At 66.9% G+C, this 17,025-nt stretch carries 17 protein-coding genes; 9 read left to right on the forward strand and 8 right to left on the reverse strand.

Going from position 1 to position 17,025, the window contains the following annotated elements; translation table 11 throughout:
- Both AX702_RS08395 and AX702_RS08400 read left to right on the forward strand, forming a co-directional pair.
- Positions 1 to 1,555 (forward strand): helix-hairpin-helix domain-containing protein (locus AX702_RS08395; RefSeq protein WP_443026290.1); only part of this gene is annotated, 1,555 nt, incomplete at its 5' end.
- 5 nt (positions 1,556 to 1,560) lie between these two features.
- Positions 1,561 to 2,370 (forward strand): transporter, encoded by an 810-nt coding sequence (locus AX702_RS08400; protein WP_066778456.1) that lies wholly within the window; start codon positions 1,561 to 1,563, stop codon positions 2,368 to 2,370.
- A 19-nt stretch (positions 2,371 to 2,389) separates the two neighbouring features.
- Here AX702_RS08400 and AX702_RS08405 read toward each other — a convergent pair whose 3' ends face one another.
- The 5 genes from AX702_RS08405 to AX702_RS22490 form a co-directional block, all read right to left on the reverse strand.
- On the reverse strand, positions 2,390 to 3,469 hold the full coding sequence (locus AX702_RS08405; RefSeq protein WP_066778458.1) for a PA0069 family radical SAM protein: 1,080 nt from the start codon (positions 3,467 to 3,469) through the stop codon (positions 2,390 to 2,392).
- Between the two features lie 74 nt (positions 3,470 to 3,543).
- The gene (locus tag AX702_RS08410) at positions 3,544 to 3,762 is read right to left on the reverse strand and encodes a DUF2842 domain-containing protein (RefSeq protein WP_231731783.1); all 219 of its coding nucleotides are present in this window, start codon (positions 3,760 to 3,762) and stop codon (positions 3,544 to 3,546) included.
- Complete coding sequence (locus AX702_RS08415; RefSeq protein WP_066778462.1) at positions 3,747 to 4,310, reverse strand: 5-formyltetrahydrofolate cyclo-ligase; 564 nt, start codon at positions 4,308 to 4,310, stop codon at positions 3,747 to 3,749. Before AX702_RS08415 ends, AX702_RS08410 begins: the two co-directional genes overlap by 16 nt.
- Before the next feature lie 152 nt (positions 4,311 to 4,462).
- The gene (gene zapA / locus AX702_RS08420; RefSeq protein WP_066778464.1) at positions 4,463 to 4,777 is read right to left on the reverse strand and encodes a cell division protein ZapA; all 315 of its coding nucleotides are present in this window, start codon (positions 4,775 to 4,777) and stop codon (positions 4,463 to 4,465) included.
- A complete protein-coding gene (locus AX702_RS22490; protein ID WP_197420534.1) occupies positions 4,777 to 4,953 on the reverse strand; it encodes a hypothetical protein in 177 nt (58 codons plus the stop codon). The genes zapA and AX702_RS22490 overlap by 1 nt, the downstream gene beginning before the upstream one ends.
- 135 nt (positions 4,954 to 5,088) lie before the next feature.
- Here AX702_RS22490 and gap point away from each other — a divergent pair, with 135 nt between their 5' ends.
- The 3 genes from gap to AX702_RS08435 are packed head-to-tail and all read left to right on the forward strand — an operon-like array spanning position 5,089 to position 7,738.
- Positions 5,089 to 6,090, forward strand: a complete 1,002-nt coding sequence (gene gap / locus AX702_RS08425) for a type I glyceraldehyde-3-phosphate dehydrogenase (RefSeq protein ID WP_066778466.1) — start codon at positions 5,089 to 5,091, stop codon at positions 6,088 to 6,090.
- Entirely contained in the window at positions 6,090 to 6,623 is a 534-nt protein-coding gene (locus tag AX702_RS08430) for an MOSC domain-containing protein (protein ID WP_082746143.1), read from the forward strand. Before gap ends, AX702_RS08430 begins: the two co-directional genes overlap by 1 nt.
- Positions 6,548 to 7,738 carry a phosphoglycerate kinase gene (locus tag AX702_RS08435; protein ID WP_066778468.1) on the forward strand — a complete coding sequence of 397 codons (1,191 nt, stop codon included), beginning with the start codon at positions 6,548 to 6,550 and terminating at the stop codon, positions 7,736 to 7,738. Before AX702_RS08430 ends, AX702_RS08435 begins: the two co-directional genes overlap by 76 nt.
- A 201-nt stretch (positions 7,739 to 7,939) precedes the next feature.
- Here the strand turns inward: AX702_RS08435 and AX702_RS08440 are convergent, their stop codons facing one another.
- From AX702_RS08440 to AX702_RS08450, 3 genes are all read right to left on the reverse strand, one after another.
- Complete coding sequence (locus AX702_RS08440; protein ID WP_066778470.1) at positions 7,940 to 9,556, reverse strand: choline dehydrogenase; 1,617 nt, start codon at positions 9,554 to 9,556, stop codon at positions 7,940 to 7,942.
- 118 nt (positions 9,557 to 9,674) lie between these two features.
- Positions 9,675 to 10,634, reverse strand: a complete 960-nt coding sequence (locus AX702_RS08445) for an NADPH:quinone oxidoreductase family protein (RefSeq protein WP_066778471.1) — start codon at positions 10,632 to 10,634, stop codon at positions 9,675 to 9,677.
- Positions 10,631 to 11,212, reverse strand: coding sequence for a TetR/AcrR family transcriptional regulator (locus AX702_RS08450; protein ID WP_231731784.1), 582 nt, complete (start codon positions 11,210 to 11,212; stop codon positions 10,631 to 10,633). Before AX702_RS08450 ends, AX702_RS08445 begins: the two co-directional genes overlap by 4 nt.
- An 86-nt stretch (positions 11,213 to 11,298) precedes the next feature.
- On the opposite strand from AX702_RS08450, the gene AX702_RS08455 reads away from it, so the two are divergent.
- The 4 genes from AX702_RS08455 to AX702_RS08470 all read left to right on the forward strand — a co-directional run bounded on the left by AX702_RS08455 (position 11,299) and on the right by AX702_RS08470 (position 16,937).
- Positions 11,299 to 12,558: an acetyl-CoA C-acetyltransferase gene (locus AX702_RS08455; RefSeq protein ID WP_066778473.1), complete on the forward strand. Its 1,260-nt coding sequence runs from the start codon at positions 11,299 to 11,301 to the stop codon at positions 12,556 to 12,558.
- A 58-nt stretch (positions 12,559 to 12,616) separates the two neighbouring features.
- Complete coding sequence (locus tag AX702_RS08460; protein WP_066778497.1) at positions 12,617 to 14,212, forward strand: acyl-CoA synthetase; 1,596 nt, start codon at positions 12,617 to 12,619, stop codon at positions 14,210 to 14,212.
- Positions 14,209 to 15,801: an AMP-binding protein gene (locus AX702_RS08465; RefSeq protein WP_066778499.1), complete on the forward strand. Its 1,593-nt coding sequence runs from the start codon at positions 14,209 to 14,211 to the stop codon at positions 15,799 to 15,801. The genes AX702_RS08460 and AX702_RS08465 overlap by 4 nt, the downstream gene beginning before the upstream one ends.
- A gap of 173 nt (positions 15,802 to 15,974) precedes the next feature.
- Positions 15,975 to 16,937 (forward strand): RcnB family protein, encoded by a 963-nt coding sequence (locus AX702_RS08470; RefSeq protein WP_082746144.1) that lies wholly within the window; start codon positions 15,975 to 15,977, stop codon positions 16,935 to 16,937.
- Positions 16,938 to 17,025: the final 88 nt, after the last annotated feature.

Genomic DNA, 17,025 nt, shown 5'->3' on the forward strand with positions numbered 1-17,025 from the left:
CATCCCTTCCTTCGGCCGCCGCAAGCAGGGGACGGAGGCGATCGATTATCCGCATCCGCTGCTCGAGCCGATCCTCGCCGAGACATACGGCATCTTCGTCTATCAGGAACAGGTGATGCAGGCGGCGCAGGTGCTGGCGGGCTATTCGCTCGGCGGCGCTGACCTGCTGCGCCGAGCGATGGGCAAGAAGATCAAGGCGGAGATGGATGCGCAGCGCGCGACCTTCGTCGCCGGCTGCGCCGAGCACAACCAGATTCCCGCCGATCGCGCCAATGCGCTGTTCGACTTGATCGACAAATTTGCCGGCTATGGCTTCAACAAGAGCCACGCAGCCGCTTACGCCCTGCTCGCCTATCAGACCGCGTGGGTGAAGGCGCATTACCCGCACGAATTCTTCGCCGCGTCCATGGCGTATGACATTCATCAGACCGACAAGCTGGCGATCTTCTGCGACGATATGCGCCGGCTCGGCGTCCGTTGCCTGCCGCCCGACATCAACCGCAGCCAGGCCGATTTCGACGTGGAGGTCGATGATGAGGGGCCGGCTGTGCGCTACGCGCTTGCGGCGCTCAAGTCGGTCGGCGAAGGCGCGATGGAAAAGCTTGTCGCGGAGCGCGACGCGAGCGGCCCGTTTGACCGGCTGGACGATTTCGCCAGCCGGGTGGACCCGCGGCTGATCAACAAGCGGCAGCTGGAAACGCTGGCCGCCGGCGGCGCATTCGATCCGATCGAGCCGAACCGTGCGGGCGTCTATGGCGTGGCGGAAACGATCCTGGCGGTCGCCGCGCGCACGCATGAGGCGAAGACCAGCGGACAGGGCGGCCTGTTCGGCGATGCCGAGCCGGCAGGCGACGCGATCAAGCTGCCCCCATCGGCACGCTGGAGCATGTCCGAGCGGATGGAGCAGGAGAAGGAGGCGTTCGGCTTCTATTTCTCCGCGCATCCCGTCGACCGGCACGCGCATCTGGCCAAGAGCCATGGCGCGCGGCTCTACACGGCGCTGGCCGAGCTCGCGATCCCCGACGATGGCACGCGCGCCGGCGCAACCATGGCCGCGCTGGTCGAGGAGGCACGCTGGCGCACCTCCGCGCGCGGCAAGAGGTACATGATGGCCACGCTCAGCGACCAGAGCGGCCAGTTCATGGCGACCTGCTTCGACGATGCCGTTGCGGCGGATCTGGAGGAAGCCGCGCGTGAGGGCGGATGCGGCCTCATCACGGTGGAGCTTGATCGCCGCCCGGGCGAGGAAACGCCGCGCGTGACGGTGAAGCGGATCCAGCCGTTCGAGGCGCTGGCATCGCAGGCGCGCTTCGTGGTGGAGGTAATCGTTGGCGAGGCGGCGGCGCTGCCGGCCCTTGCCGGGCTGCTGGAGCATCAGCGCGGCGCGCGTGGCGAGGTGATCGTTCGCGCCCCACTGGCGGAAGGGGAAGCGACGCTGCTGCTCGGCCGCGATTTCCTGCTGGACCTCGAACTGGTGCAGCGGATCGAGGATCTGCCCGGCGTGACGGGGGTGGAACTGCGCCAGTCGGAGACCCGGCTGGCGCTGGTCGGCTGACGGCGGTGCTGGCGGCGCTATTGCTTCAGGCTGCGGCTGCGCAGGCCGCCCCACCGGAGCGGCACACCGTCTTCGAGCCGACGCCCCGGGCGGAGATGCACGAGTTCAGTACCGATCGTCCCGACGTGACGGAAAGTCCGTATACGTTGGACGCTGGCCATGTGCAGATCGAGCTGAGCCTTGCCGAATATACGCGCGGGCGCGACAACAGCACGACGCTGGACGCGCTGCCGGTCAACGTGAAGCTTGGCCTGTCGGATCACGTGGACGTGCAACTGCTGTTCACGCCTTATCAGCGAGTCGAGAGCGAGGATGGCGTTGACCAGGGCTTCGGCGACGAGACGCTGCTGCGCCTGAAAATCAACCTGCAGGGCAATGATCACGAGCGGACCGCCTTTGCGATCATGCCCTATGTGAAGCTGCCGACCGGCACCGGCGGCCTGTCCAACGACCATGTCGAGGGCGGGCTGATCCTGCCCGTCGCCACCGACCTGCCGGGTGATTGGGCGCTGGGCGCGATGCTGGAGGCGGATCTGGTCTATCGCGACGAGGGGCGCGGCTACGGCCTGGATCTGGTGCATAGCGTGACGCTGGGCCATCCGGTGGCCGGTCCCGTCAGCGCCTATGTCGAATATGTCGGCATTCTGCCGCGCGGGGCGGCGGAGGGCGCGGCGCGGCGCTATCAGGCGATCGGCTCGGCCGGGCTGACGCTGGAGGTTGGCGATAACCTGATGTTCGATGCGGGGACACGGATCGGCTTCAGCGGCGATTCGGACCGTTCGGCGCTGTTCGTGGGAGCGTCGCGCCGCTTCTGACCGGAAGGTGCGGCGGCATTCAGAACAACTCGCCCTGATCGCCCGGGGGTGGCCGGAACAGATCGGTGCGCAGCTGCAGCTTCTCCCGGTTCTGGTCGATGCCGTGCCGCCGCCGCGCGATGAGGAAGCGGGTGCGCAGCAGCTCCGCCCAGGGACCTTGCCCGCGCATGCGGGTGAAGAAGCCCGGGTCATTGTCCCTGCTGCCGCCACGCAGCGACTGGATGGTGGCCATCACCTTGCCCGCGCGATCGGGGAAATGCGCGTCCAGCCAGGCCCGGAACAGCGGCGCTACCTCCCATGGCAGTCGCACCGGGATGAAGGAGACGCCGCGGGCCCCGGCGGCGGCGGCGCGCGCCACGATCGCCTCCACCTCATGATCGGTGATGGCGGGAATGATTGGCGCCATGTTGACATAGGTCGGCACGCCGGCGTCGCTGAGCTGTCGCACCGCCTTCAGCCGCCGCTCGGGATGGGGTGCCCGCGGCTCGATCGTCATCGCGACCCTCGGCTCCAGCGACGTCACGGAGATCGCCACCGCGACCAGCCCCTTCGCCGCCATGGGCGCGAGAAGATCGAGATCATGCACGACCCGGTCGGATTTGGTCGTGATCATCACCGGGTGATCGCATGACGCAAGCAGCGCGATGATCTCCCGCGTGACGCGCCATTGGGACTCGATCGGTTGATAGGGATCGGTGTTGGTGCCCAGCGCGATGGTGGCGCAGCGATAGCCGGGCTTGCGAAGCTCCGTGTGGAGCAGCGCGGCCGCATCCGGCTTCACGAACAGCCGGGTTTCGAAATCCAACCCCGGCGAAAGGTCGTGATAGGCGTGGCTGGGACGGGCGAAGCAATAGATGCAGCCATGTTCGCAGCCCACATAGGCGTTGATGCTGCGGTCGAACGGAACGTCCGGGCTCTTGTTGTAGGAGATGATCGTCTTGGGATGGAGCGGCTGCACACTGGTGCGTACCGGCGCCGAAGGTCCGTCGATGTCGCCGCGCGCGTCAAGCCAGTCGCCGTCGCTCTCCCGCTGCGGCAGGTTGAAGCGATCGCTTACGGCATTGATCGTGGCGCCGCGTTGCGGCCGTGCGTTGCCCATCGCTGCCTCCCTGGACTCGAGGCGGAAGGCTACGAGAACGCAACGGGAACATCAAGGGTCGTGTCAGCCGCGCGTCAGCGCCAGCGGCCGGTTTCCATCCAGCGCAGCAGCGGCTTAAGCGGCGTAATCCAGATGATCCCCGTCACCACATAGAAGACGAGCTGCGCCGCCGGATGCCATGCGCCCACAATGGTCGAGAAGCTCACGATCACGGCGCACCAGACCCCGATCAGGAGCAAGATGACAATCATGCCGGCCGGTTTGCGCCAGGACGGGCTCATGCGGCGATCCATTCTCGTTCGGTGATGATGGCGTGGAGCGGCACGTCCCACGGGTCGAGCGGCACGCGTTCCACTTCCTGCACCGAGAAGGCAACCCCGATGCGGCGGGCGCTGGGGAAGTGTTCAAACGCGCGGTCGTAATGGCCGCCGCCCTGGCCAAGCCGCCCCAAGGTGCGATCGAACGCCACCAGCGGTGCCAGGATCAGGTCCGGTGCAAGCTCCTCCGGGTGATCGGCCGGTTGCAGCAGCCCGAACGGCCCGCTGACCAGCGCGGCGTCAGCCCGCCATTGCAAAAAGCGGAGCGGCGTCGCGCGATCCACGACAAAGGGCAAAGCGATGCGGCAGCCGATCTCGAGCGCGGCTGCGACCAGCGCGGTCGGATCCGCCTCCGCCCCGACCGGCGCATAGCTTGCCACCACCATGCCGGGCGACAGCGCAGCGCGGAAGGCGGGAAGCGGTGCGATGACCGGGCGAGGCGACGCCAGCGCGCGCCGAGCGGCGCGACCGGCGGCGCGCAGCGCGCTCTTCTCAGCGGCGGGGGAGGGTGACGGGACCGCCATGGCCGTTTGCCGGGATATCCACTGACGCCCAGAACGTCAGGTGGGGACCATGTGCGTCGGGCCAGAACCCGGGCAGGGACAGCCCCCATGGATGATGAATAGCCTCAGGGATAAGTCTAGGCTCGTACCGGGCAGTACCCGTCGCCACCAATCTAGTCGTTCCCCGGCGCACGCTCAAGGGCTTCCGCAAGCGATTCCAGACGATCGGCGACCCAGCTGAGCGCGACCGAGTCCATATCGGCGACAGGTGGGGCAGACGCGGCCTGCTGCGCCTCGCTCAGTTCGTCCGCCAGCATCAGCGCGGTAAGCAGCAGCGCCTGCGGCACGCCGCCATCGCCGGCTGCCCGGATCGCCTGCGGCCAGCGCTCGGACAGCATCGCGCCGAGGCGCCGCACCTCATCCTCGCCGCCCTCGCGCGTGTTGACCACCCAGGGCGTTCCGCCGACGTCAAGCGTGACCCGCGCCATCAGTCGCTCCCCTTGGTGGCGAGCGCGTCCATGCCGGCAATCGCATCGGCCACTTCCTGTCGCAAGGCAGCATGGCGCTGTCGCAGGGCAGCGTGATCGCCCGCCCGGCGTTCGATTGCTTCCTCGATGCGCCTGATCGCGGCGTCGATCCGCGTCACAGCGTCGCTTTCTGTCATGATTGCGGATTAGGATCGCGCCGCCCTGTCGGCAACCCCCGGAGCGACACTTGGCCGGTCGGTGCGGTTGACGCGCAGCGCATCCGTCGCGCAAAGGCGCGCGAGATATTCGGGACGAGGGGAGAATCGGTCGAGATGACGAAGGTTGCGATCAACGGGTTCGGGCGCATTGGCCGCCTGGTGGCACGCGCGATGCTGGAGCGCGGCGGCGATCTGGAACTGGTGACGATCAACGATCTCGCCGATGCGAAATCCAACGCCTGGCTGTTCAGCCGCGACAGCGTTCACGGCAAGTATCCGGGCACGGTGGTGGCCGAGGGCAACGATCTCGTCATCGACGGCAAGCACATCCGCGTCACGGCGGAGCGTGATCCGGCGAACCTGCCGCACAAGGAACTGGGCGTGGACTTGGTGCTGGAGTGCACCGGCTTCTTCACCGATCGCGCCAGCGCGCAGAAGCACATCGATGCCGGCGCCAAGAAGGTGCTGATCTCCGCGCCGGCCAAGGGCGTGGACCTCACCGTCGTGTACGGCGTGAACCATGACAAGCTGGAGGCCGGCCACGCGATCGTCTCCAACGCATCGTGCACCACCAACTGCCTGGCGCCGGTGGCCAAGGTGCTGAACGATGCGATCGGCATCGAGCGTGGCCTGATGACCACCGTTCACGCTTATACCAACGACCAGAAGATCCTGGACCAGATCCACCCGGACCTGCGCCGTGCGCGTGCGGCCGCGATGAGCATGATCCCGACCACCACGGGCGCTGCGCGCGCGGTGGGCGAGGTGCTGCCGGAACTGAAGGGCAAGCTCGACGGATCGGCGATCCGCGTGCCGACGCCGGACGGCAGCCTGGTCGACCTGACCTTCACGCCGAAGCGCGACACGAGCATCGAGGAAGTGAACGCCCTGCTGAAGGCGGCGGCGGAAGGCCCGATGGAGGGCGTGCTGCACTATTCCGACGAGCCGCTGGTCTCGATTGACATCGTCCACACGCCCTATTCGTCCACCGTCGACAGCCTGGAAACGGCGGTGATCGACGGCAAGCTCGTTCGCGTCGTCAGCTGGTACGACAATGAATGGGGCTTCTCCAACCGCATGGTCGACACGGCAACGCTGATGGCCAAGCTGGGGTAATGCCGATTGGCCGCCTCGCCGGAATTGCGCGTCATGCGTTTCCGAAATCGCCGATAGAGGTGATCGAGGCGGCCAACGTCACGCTCGAGGGGGGCATCGCCGGCGATTATCGCGGCGCGATGAAGGGCAAGCCCTACAAGCGGCAAGTGACGCTGATCGAGCGGGGCGACTGGGAAGCGGCAATGGCCGATGTCGGCCATGCCATCCCGTGGCAGGAGCGGCGCGCCAACCTTCTCGTCGAGGGCCTCGATCTGCCGCAGGTCGCGGGCGCGCGGCTGCGCATCGGGGCCGACGTGATCCTGGAGATCACGCGCGAGACCGATCCGTGCGAGCGGATGGAAGCGCTTGCCGAAGGGCTGAAGGCGGCGCTCGCGAGCGATTGGCGCGGCGGCGTGTGTACGAAAGTGGTGCAGGGCGGCCATATCGCCGTCGGCGATGAGATCAGGATCGAGGAAACATGGCCAAGTCATTCCGCACGCTCGACGATATTGGAGACGTCCACGGCAAGCGGGTCCTCGTCCGCGAGGATCTGAACGTTCCCTTCGCGGACGGCGCCGTCACCGACGACACGCGGCTGCGGGCAACGATCCCCACCGTCACCGAACTGTCGGACAAGGGCGCGATCGTGCTTGTCCTGGCGCATTTCGGCCGGCCCAAGGGCGTGCCGAGCCCCGAAATGTCACTGGCGCAGATCACCAGGCCCTATGAGGCGGTGCTGGGCCGGCCCGTCCGCTACATCGATTGGGAGGGGGACGCCGCCAATGTCGCGATGCTCCAGCCCGGCGATATCGCGGTGCTGGAGAACACCCGCTTTTTCGGCGGCGAGGAAAAGAACGACCCGGCGGTGATCGATCGCTTCGCCGCGCTTGGCGACCTCTACGTCAACGACGCTTTCTCCGCCGCGCACCGCGCCCATGCCTCGACCGAGGGGCTGGCGCGCAGGCTTCCGGCCTTTGCCGGGCGGGCGATGGAGGCGGAGCTGGTGGCGCTGGAGAAGGCGCTTGGCGAGCCGGAGCATCCGGTGGCCGCCGTGGTCGGCGGGGCGAAGGTGTCGACCAAGCTCGACGTGCTGAAGCATCTCGTGGGCAAGGTCGACCATCTGATCATCGGCGGCGGCATGGCGAACACCTTCCTTGCCGCGCGCGGCGTGGATGTGGGCAAAAGCCTGTGCGAGCACGACCTGACCGGCACGGCCGAGGAGATCCTCGAGGCGGCGGATCGCGCGAACTGCACCGTTCACTTGCCCTATGACGTGGTGGTGGCGAAGGAGTTCAAGGCCAACCCGCCGACGCGCACCGTCAACGTGCATGAAGTCGCCGCCGACGAGATGATCCTCGATGTCGGCCCGGCAGCGGTCGAGGCTCTGGGCGACGTGCTGAAGAACTGCCGCACGCTGGTGTGGAACGGGCCGCTCGGCGCCTTCGAGACGACGCCGTTCGACAAGGCGACCGTCGCGCTGGCGAAGACGGCGGCGGCGCTGACGATCGGCGGCACCCTGGTGTCAGTGGCCGGCGGCGGGGACACGGTCGCGGCGCTGAATCATGCGGGCGTCGCCGACGACTTCACCTTTGTCTCCACGGCAGGCGGCGCGTTCCTTGAGTGGATGGAAGGCCGGGAGCTGCCCGGCGTCGCCGCGCTGATCCAGTAAGCCGAATGCCGGCGCGCGGTGGTGGTCACCGCGCGTCTTTCCTGCTTTCGATATCGATCGAGCTTCAAAGCGACCACCCCGGCGCCGGCCGGGGTCCAGTTGCGGAGCGAAAGCTGGCAGGCGCACCAATTGTTGCCAGAGCTTTCCCACCTGGACCCCGGCCTTCGCCGGGGTGGTCGCTCTAGAATTTACAGCCGTTGCTCAGGCAGCGAGGGCCGTGGGCTTCTTGACGCCACGGATCAAGTCGGCCGCTTTTTCCGCGATCATGATCGTCGGCGCATTGGTGTTGGAGCCCACCAGCGTCGGCATCACCGAGGCGTCGACCACGCGCAGGCCGGTGAGGCCGCGCACGCGCAGCTGCTCGTCAACCACCGCCATCTTGTCCCCATCGGTGCCCATCTTGCAGGTGCCGACCGGGTGATAGATGGTTTCCGCATTGGCGCGGACCCCGGCGTCGATCTCCGCGTCGGACTGGACCGCGCGACCGGGCGCATATTCCTCGCCGCGGTAGGGGTCGAGCGCGGACTGATACGCAACCTCCCGCCCGATATGGACGCAATCGCGCATCACGCGGCGGTCCACCTCGCTTGCCAGATAATTGGCGAAGATCAGCGGATCGGCGGTGGGATCGGTCGACGCGAGGCCGATGCGGCCCCGGCTCTCCGGGCGAAGCTGGCACAGGTGAAGCGAGAAGCCGTCCGCCTTTACCCGCGTCTTGCCGTGATCCTTCATGATCGCGAGCACGCCGTGAATCTGCACGTCGGGGCGCGACAGCCCCTCGCGCGAGCAGATGAAGGCGCCCGATTCAAGGAATTGCTGGCGCCCCAGGCCCGTGCCGCGAGTCAGATATTCCAGCCCGACGCGCAACTGCCGCAGCCCCTTGGTCGAGGAAAAGGCAGTCTTCAGCCCTCGGCTGTACCAGCTCATGATGATGTCGAGATGATCCTGCAGGTTTTCGCCGACGCCCGGCAGGTCATGGACCGGCCGCACGCCGACCTCGCGCAGCGCCGCGCCGTTGCCGATGCCCGACAGCTGGAGGATGTGCGGGCTCTGCACGGCGCCAGCGCACAGGATCGCCTCGCCATCCACCTCGGCGCGCTGGAATTGATTGTCCTTGATGTAGTTGACGGCAACGACCCGGCCGCCGGCGACCACCACGCCCGCGGTACGCGCATCGGTGATCACGGTCAGGTTCGTGCGCGTGGCGACCGGGCGCAGATAGGCGGCGGCGGTGGACCAGCGCTGGCCGTTCGAGATCGTCAGATCATAGCGACCGAAGCCTTCCTGCTCGGCGCCATTGAAATTCTCCGTCACCGGATAGCCGGCCTGTCGCCCTGCCTCGATCAGCGCGTCGTGAAAGGGACTGTCGCTTTCGCCGCCGGAGATCGTCAGCGGGCCTTCCGACCCGTGCAGCTCATGAACGCGGTGATGGCCTTCCAGCTTGCGGAAATAGGGGAGCACGTCCTCCCACGACCAGCCGGTCAGGCCAAGCTGGCGCCATTCGTCGAAATCCTGCGGGTGCCCGCGGGTATAGACCATGCCGTTGATGGAGGAGGAGCCGCCCAGTCCCCGGCCGCGCGGCCACCAGAGGCGGCGATTGTTCAGATGCGGCTCCGGCTGGGTCCAGAAGCCCCAATTGTGCTTGCCCTTGGCCTTGATCAGGCTGCCGACGCCCGCGGGCATCCGCACCAGCATCTCCTTGTTCGCGCCGCCCGCTTCCAGCAGGCAGACGGTGACGGCGGGATCCTCGCTGAGCCGCGCCGCGAGCGTGCATCCGGCCGAACCCCCGCCGATGATGACGTAATCGAAACCAGCCATCTTCCTCTCCGTTCTTTTCTCATCCCCGCCCGCGAGGATGGCTGAGACGATCTTGCGCGAGGAGCGGGGCTGATGGCCAGCGCTAATTCCGTGCGGCTGGCCGAGGCTGTCCCAACCGTCAGGGCACCAGCACGATCTTCCCGATCATGTCGCTGCGCTGCATCGCCTCGAACGCGGCGTGCCAGTCATCCAGCAAATATTCGGCATGGACACGCGGACGTATCCTGCCCTGCTCCGCCAGCGCCCAGATCGCCTCCTGGTTCTCGCGGCCCTTTTCCGGGAACTGGCGTCCATATTCGCCAGCGCGAACGCCGACGACCGAAAAACCCTTGATCAGCGGCATGTTGGTGGAAATTGTTGCGATCCGGCCGGAGGTGAAGCCAATCACGCACAGACGGCCGCCAAAGGCGATGGCGCGCACCGATTCGTCGAACACGTCGCCGCCCACCGGATCGTAGATCACGTCCGCACCGCCGCCGGTAAGTTCCTTCACCGAATCGCGAAATCCGCTGGCGGGCAGGCAGGCCTCGACGCCATACTCAGCTTGCAGCACGGCCAGCTTTTCCGGCGAGCGGGATGTCGCGATCACCCGCGCGCCGAGTGACGTCGCCATGTCGACCGCGGCCAGGCCGACGCCGCCAGTGGCGCCGTGGATCAGCACCCATTCGCCCGCCTCGACCTTGGCCAGCCGCACCAGCGCGACATAGGCGGTGAGATAAGCGGCGCCGACCCCGGCGGCCTGCCCGAAGGACAGGTGCGCGGGCTTGCGCCGCACCGCTGCGGCATCAACGCAGACCATGTCCGCAAAGCCACCGAGCCGCGTTCCTGCGACCACGGGATCGCCAGGTGAAAAGCCTTCACCCTCAACAACTTCGCCGGCGATCTCCATGCCCGGTGAGAAGGGCATGGGCGGCTTCAGCTGATATTCGCCGCGGGTCATGAGAAGATCGGGATAGTTGAGCGCCGCAGCCTTGACCCGGATCAGCACCTTGCCCGGCGCGGCCTGTGGCGCTGGCACCTCGACGAGCGCGGTTCCCGACAGGTCCGGCGACAGGGTGGAGACGACAAGCGCCCTCACTGACGGTCGACCATGATGTCGAGCAGGGAGTCGAACAAGGTCGCCATGTCGAGGTGCGGCGCGTGGACCTTGCTGAGCCCCAGGGTAATCAGGCCATAAGCGCGGATTTCCGCCTCGCTGCGGGAAAAGCCGATTTGCATGAGGCTGCTCGCCAGGAAATCGAGCATCAGCTCATCATGCCGCTCAACGGCGGTGCGCGCGCGCGGGTCGCTTTCGGCCCAGGCCCGCATCGCCACCGCAATGCGCGAGGAGCCGCGGCGGCGCACCGTTTGCCCCAGCAGGCGGATCCGCCCGATCGGATCGGGCGTGGCGCGCCCGAGCGCGGCGATCAGGTCGCTCACCTGATCCTCCGCGAAATAGGCCGCCAGCTTGCCCTGATAATCGTCGAAGTCACGGAAGTGATGATAGAAGCTGCCGGTCGAGACCTTCAGTTCCTCGGCCAGCGGGCGCAGCTTCAGCGCACGCAGGCCGCCGCGCCGCAGGAGCGACTGGCCCGCCTCCAGCCAATCACGCGGAGTCAGGTCCGGGCTTCTTGCCGCTACGGTTGATCCCGAAACTACTGGCTGCACGCTTGACATCCCTTCTACCATAACGAAGGTTATGCTGGAATACCGCGCCGGTAAAGAGCCGGTGGGGGTGGGTCTCTTGGAGAGGTTTTGACGCAATGGCCGACGCTTACATCATCGACGCTGTCCGCACGCCGCGCGGGATCGGCAAGCAGGGCAAGGGCGCGCTGGCGCACATGCACCCGCAGCATCTCGCCGCCACCGTGCTGAAGGCGCTGAAGGAGCGCAACAACATCAAGACCGAAGAGGTGGACGACATCATCTGGTCGACCTCCACGCAGCGCGGCAAGCAGGGCGGCGACATGGGCCGCATGGCCGCGCTCGACGCCGGCTATGACGTGAAGGCGAGCGGCACGACGCTTGACCGTTTCTGCGGCGGCGGCATCACCGCGGTGAACTTCGCCGCGGCGCAGATCATGAGCGGCATGGAAGACCTGGTCATCGCCGGCGGCACCGAGATGATGAGCCTCACTGCCGCCATGGGCCAGGAGGACATGGAATCCGGCAAGGCGCCGCTCGGCATGGGATCGGGCAACGAGCGCCTGAACCTCAGCCACCCGCAGTCGCACCAGGGCATCTGCGGCGATGCGATCGCCAGCAAGGAAGGCTTCACCCGCGAGCAGCTCGACCGCGCCGGTCTGGAAAGCCAGCAGAAGGCGGCGGTCGCCATCCAGGAAGGCCGTTTCAAGAAGTCGATCGTGCCGGTGGTGGACGATGAGGGCAACGTCGTGCTCGACCATGACGAATTCCCACGTCCGCAGACGACAGCCGAGGGTCTCGCCGCGCTGAAGCCGTCCTTCGCCGCCATGGCCGACATGCCGTACAACAAGGCTGGCGACACGTTCCGCAAGCAGATCAACCGCAAATATCCGGATCTCGACATCCAGCACTTCCACCATGCCGGCAACTCGTCGGGCGTGGTCGACGGCGCGGCGGCGGTGCTGCTCGCGTCCAAGGAATATGCCGAGAAGATGGGCTGGAAGCCGCGCGCGCGCATCGTCGCCATGGCCAATGTCGGTGATGATCCCACGCTGATGCTGAACGCGCCGGTGCCGGCCGCCAAGAAGGTGCTGGAGAAGGCCGGCCTGACGGTGGACGACATCGACCTGTTCGAGATCAACGAGGCGTTCGCCGTCGTGTCCGAGAAGTTCATCCGCGATCTCGACCTGCCGCGCGAGAAGGTGAACGTGAACGGCGGTTCGATCGCGCTCGGCCACCCGATCGGCGCGACCGGATCGATCTTGATCGGCACCATCGTCGACGAACTGGAGCGCCAGGAAAAGCGCTACGGCCTCGTCACCATGTGCGCCGCGGGTGGCATGGCCCCGGCGATCATCGTCGAGCGCCTCGCCGCCTGATCGAAGCAGAAGCAAGACCGCGAGCGGGCCGATAGCGCCCGCCGCGGCGGAGAGAATGATGACGCACCCGTACAAGCACGCCGCCGCCACGCCCGACAAACCCGCCTTCATCATGGCCGGAACGGGGGAGACGGTCTCGTTCGCACAGCTCGATGCGCGCGCGAACCAGGGTGCGCATCTGATCCGATCGCTGGGCCTGAAGCGCGGCGACGCGATGGCCATGATGATGGATAACTCGCCGCGCTATTTCGAGGTTGCCTGGGCGGCCGAGCGCGCCGGCGTCTATCTCACCTGCATTTCATCCAAGCTGATGGCGGCGGAAGCGGAATATATCATCCGCGACGGCGACTGCCGCGTGTTCATCGCGTCAAAGGGCACGGCCGCCTGCGCCGAGGCGCTGCTGCCGGTCGTGGGCGATCTCGACCGCTACATGGTGGATGGCACGGCGGAAGGGTATCAGAGCTGGGAGGAAGCGTGCGCCGCGCAGCCGACCACGCCGATCGCCGACCCGTCTCCGGGCCAGATCATGCTCTATTCTTCCGGCACGACGGGCAAGCCGAAGGGCGTGCGCTTCGCCCTGCCGGAGGAGCCTTATGGCGAGAACATCTCGCCGCTCGCCGGGATCGGCAGCGCGCTCTACGGCTTCACCAGTGACATGGTCTATCTGTCGCCGGCGCCGCTTTACCACGCCGCGCCGCTGCGCTGGTCGATGGCGGTGCAGCAGCTTGGCGGCACGGTGATCGTGATGGAGCGCTACGACGCCGAAAAGGCGCTGGAGGCGATCGAGAAGTTCAGGGTCACGCACGCGCAATGGGTGCCCACCCACTTCATCCGCATGCTGAAGTTGCCGGAGGAAGTGCGTGCGAAATATGACGTTTCGTCGCTTCAGGCGGTGTGGCACGCCGCCGCGCCGTGCCCGATTCCGGTGAAGGAGGCGATGATCGAATGGTGGGGCCCGATCATCGGCGAATATTATGCCGGGACGGAAGGAAACGGCTTCCACAACATCCTCTCGCCCGAATGGTTGACGCACAAGGGCTCGGTCGGCCGCAACCTGACCACCATCACCCATATCTGCGACGAGGATGGTAACGAGGTGCCGCCGCGCACGGAGGGCACGATCTATTTCGAGGCGCCGGTCACGGATCTGAACCCCACCGGCGCGGCGCCGTTCAGCTATCACAACGACCCCGAGAAGACGAAGGACAGCACCAACGCGCGGGGCTGGACGACGCTGGGCGATGTGGGCTGGATGGATGAGGAAGGGTATCTCTACCTCACCGATCGCAAGAGCTTCATGATCATCTCGGGCGGGGTGAACATCTACCCGGCCGAGATCGAGAACCTGCTGATCACCCATCCCAAGGTCGCCGATGTCGCGGTGATCGGGGCGCCGCACGAGGAAATGGGCGAGCAGGTTGTGGCGGTGATCCAGCCCAAGGATCCCGCGGCCGACCAGGAGGCGCTGGCGAGCGAGCTGGCGGACTATGCCCGCGCGAACCTCAGCCATGTCAAATGCCCGCGCCGTTGGGATTTTCGCGCCGAGCTGCCGCGCCACGACACCGGCAAGCTCTACAAGCGGCTGCTGCGCGACGAATATTGGGGCAAGACCAAGCCGGCCGAGGCGGTGCCGCCGACGGAGCAGGCGGCATGAGCTTCAACTTCGGGGACATGATCGAGGCTGTGGAGGCCGTGATCCCCGGCGACCGGCCGGCGCTGGCGCATGGCGATCAGGTGGTGGACTGGGCGACGCTGCGGGCGCAGTCCAACAACCTTGCCCGGGCACTGGTGGAACGCGGGCTGAAGCCCGGCGATCGCTTCGCCTTCTATGCCTATAATTCGGCGGATTACCTCGTTGCGCTGATGGCGTGCTGGAAGGCGCGCGGCACGCATGTGAACGTCAACTACCGCTATGTCGCCGATGAGCTGGCCTATATCCTCGCGGACAGCGATGCGACGGTGCTGGTCTATGATGCCCGCCTGCGCGACTGTGTCGAGGAGGTGGTCGACCGCTCGCCGCTGGTGCGCAGCTACGTGGAAATCGGCGGCGACGGGACAGCGCCCGCCTTTGCCGAAGCGTTCGAGGATCTGGTGCAGGGCGACGGTGCACCGCTCGGGTTGGCGCGGGACCCGCAGGACCGGTTCTTCATCTATACCGGCGGCACCACGGGCATGCCCAAGGGCGTGGTGTGGAGCCATGCCGATTTGAACGCCATTGCTCTTGGCGCGGCCGAGGCTGCCGGCCTGCCGGTGCCGACGACCGTGGAAGAGGCGGCGGCGCTTGCCGCGGCAAATCCCGATTATCCGCGCACCGTCTGCGGCCCGCCGCTGATGCACGGCACGGGGCTGCTGACCTCCTATGGCTCGCTTTTGGGGGGCGGCTTCGTCGCGACCCTGCCGAGCCGCAGCTTCCACCCGGAGGAGGCGCTGGACGCGATCGACCGGTGGCAGGCCAATCGGCTCGTCGTGGTCGGCGATGCCTTTGCCCGGCCGATCCTGGAGGCGCTCGATGCCGAGCCGAACCGCTGGGACGTTTCGTCCATGCGGCTGATCAACTCATCGGGCGTGATGTGGACGCAGGGCGTCAAGGACGGGCTGATCCGGCATATGCCGGAGGCGACCTGCCAGGATAATTTCAGCTCCTCCGAAGCGATCGGCATGGGCGTGTCGCTGACCACCAAGGACGGCACGGTGGAAACCGCGAAGTTCGTCGTCGGCCCGCGCTGCCGCGTGCTGGACGATGATGACAAGGATGTGGTGCCCGGCTCGGGAGTCACGGGCAAGGTGGTGCTCGGTCCGCCCATTCCGGTCGAATATCACAAGGATCCGGAAAAGAGTGCGCGGACTTTTCGCGTGATCGATGGCGCGCGCTATACCGTATCCGGCGATTTCGCGCAGGTGGCGGAGGATGGCTCGGTCATCCTGCTCGGCCGCGGTTCGGCGTGCATCAACTCCGCGGGCGAGAAGATTTTCCCGGAGGAGGTCGAGGAAGCGCTGAAGCTGTGCCCGCAGGTGGATGACGCGCTGGTGTTCGGCATGCCCGATCCGAAATGGGGTCAGGCGGTGGCAGCGGTGGTGCAGTCCGTGCGCGGCTTCGACGAGGGCGTGACGCGCGACGTGCTGCGCACGAAGCTGGCCGGATACAAACTGCCCAAGCTGATCGTCGCCACCGGCGAATCGCTCCGGGCGCCGAACGGCAAGGCGGATTATGCCAAGGCCAAGGGACTAGCCGGCGTCGCCTGACGCCAGCGCCCCGCCAGGGGATGGCGACGCTAGCGGAGCGGAACACGCCCCGCTGTGCCCGTCATTCCTTTCGCAACGCTGACAGTCACATTCAGGCATCATTCGCCCATGTGCGTGCAAAAAGGCTGCATCATCGGGGCCGGCTTGTGCGTCGGCGGTGGAGTTTGCAGCAGATGGGCAGGAGATTGGTGGCGGCGTTGATGGCGGCAGCGGCGCTGGTGCCTGGCGTCACCGTGGCGCAGGAGCGTGGCGGCGGTGGCCGGCAATGGAGCAGCGGCGCGCAGCAGCGGCAGGGCCAGCCCGGCGGGGACTGGCAGCGCGGCGGCCAGCGCGCGCGCGGCCCGGAGCGTCAGGCGCAGGCCGGCGCAGAACAGGCTCGGCAGCGATCCAATGTGCGCAGCGACCGGGTGCAACGGCGCGAGACGCCGCGCACCGATGCGGGTCGGGACTTCCGCCAGGAACGCCGGGAACAGCGTCGTGACTTCACGGCCGAGCGGCAGCGCGATCGCCAGGCGCTTTCCTCCGGAGCGGTGACGCGCGATGCGTTCCGTGCCGACCGGGCACGCGACACCCAGGCATTCCGCCGCGACCGCACGCAGGACCGGCGAGAGCTGCAGCGCGACCGTCGCAACGAAGTGCAACGTAGCTGGTCGCGCAGCAGTGCCGACTGGAACGACCATGCGCGCTGGGATGATCGCCGGAGCGACTGGAACGATCGGCGACCGGGCTATGATCGGAATGATCGCGGCGGATGGGATCGGGGCAACTGGGACCGGGGCGATCGGGATCGGGGCAGCTGGGATCGCGGCAACTGGGATCGTGGGGGCTGGAATCGAGACTGGCGCCGCGACTCGCGCTACGATTGGGGCCGCTGGCGGGCGACGAACCGCAATGCGTTCCGCCTGCCGCGCTATTACGCGCCCTACGGCTGGAACCAGGGCTATCGCAGGTTTGCGGTAGGTGCGGTCCTCTCGTCGGTGCTGTTCGCGCAGAGCTACTGGATCAACGATCCTTATGCCTATCGCCTGCCCGACACGGACGGGGCGTTCCGCTGGGTGCGCTATTACAATGATGCGCTGCTGGTGGATGTCTATTCGGGCGAAGTGGTGGACGTGATCCACGACATCTTCTGGTAAGCAGACGCCGCTGCCGGGCGCGGGGCTGAAGGTGTGCGCCGCACCGCGCCGTTCGGCAGAGAAGAAGCAGGGGCCTGGTCACCCGCCA

The sequence above is a fragment of the Sphingomonas sp. CCH5-D11 genome, assembly GCF_001557395.1.
Taxonomy (GTDB): Bacteria; Pseudomonadota; Alphaproteobacteria; order Sphingomonadales; family Sphingomonadaceae; genus Sphingomonas.

Excerpts from the sequence above, each read along its gene's own strand:
- AX702_RS08405 (WP_066778458.1), bottom strand. The coding sequence starts at position 3,469 with ATGGGCAACGCACGGCCGCAACGCGGCGCCACGATCAATGCCGTAAGC.
- AX702_RS08440 (WP_066778470.1), bottom strand. The coding sequence starts at position 9,556 with ATGGCTGGTTTCGATTACGTCATCATCGGCGGGGGTTCGGCCGGATGC.
- AX702_RS08435 (WP_066778468.1), top strand. The coding sequence starts at position 6,548 with ATGGCCAAGTCATTCCGCACGCTCGACGATATTGGAGACGTCCACGGC.
- zapA (WP_066778464.1), bottom strand. The coding sequence starts at position 4,777 with ATGGCGCGGGTCACGCTTGACGTCGGCGGAACGCCCTGGGTGGTCAAC.
- AX702_RS08430 (WP_082746143.1), top strand. The coding sequence starts at position 6,090 with ATGCCGATTGGCCGCCTCGCCGGAATTGCGCGTCATGCGTTTCCGAAA.
- AX702_RS08450 (WP_231731784.1), bottom strand. The coding sequence starts at position 11,212 with ATGTCAAGCGTGCAGCCAGTAGTTTCGGGATCAACCGTAGCGGCAAGA.
- AX702_RS22490 (WP_197420534.1), bottom strand. The coding sequence starts at position 4,953 with ATGACAGAAAGCGACGCTGTGACGCGGATCGACGCCGCGATCAGGCGC.
- AX702_RS08415 (WP_066778462.1), bottom strand. The coding sequence starts at position 4,310 with ATGGCGGTCCCGTCACCCTCCCCCGCCGCTGAGAAGAGCGCGCTGCGC.
- AX702_RS08460 (WP_066778497.1), top strand. The coding sequence starts at position 12,617 with ATGACGCACCCGTACAAGCACGCCGCCGCCACGCCCGACAAACCCGCC.
- AX702_RS08465 (WP_066778499.1), top strand. The coding sequence starts at position 14,209 with ATGAGCTTCAACTTCGGGGACATGATCGAGGCTGTGGAGGCCGTGATC.
- AX702_RS08470 (WP_082746144.1), top strand. The coding sequence starts at position 15,975 with ATGGGCAGGAGATTGGTGGCGGCGTTGATGGCGGCAGCGGCGCTGGTG.
- AX702_RS08410 (WP_231731783.1), bottom strand. The coding sequence starts at position 3,762 with ATGGATCGCCGCATGAGCCCGTCCTGGCGCAAACCGGCCGGCATGATT.
- AX702_RS08455 (WP_066778473.1), top strand. The coding sequence starts at position 11,299 with ATGGCCGACGCTTACATCATCGACGCTGTCCGCACGCCGCGCGGGATC.
- gap (WP_066778466.1), top strand. The coding sequence starts at position 5,089 with ATGACGAAGGTTGCGATCAACGGGTTCGGGCGCATTGGCCGCCTGGTG.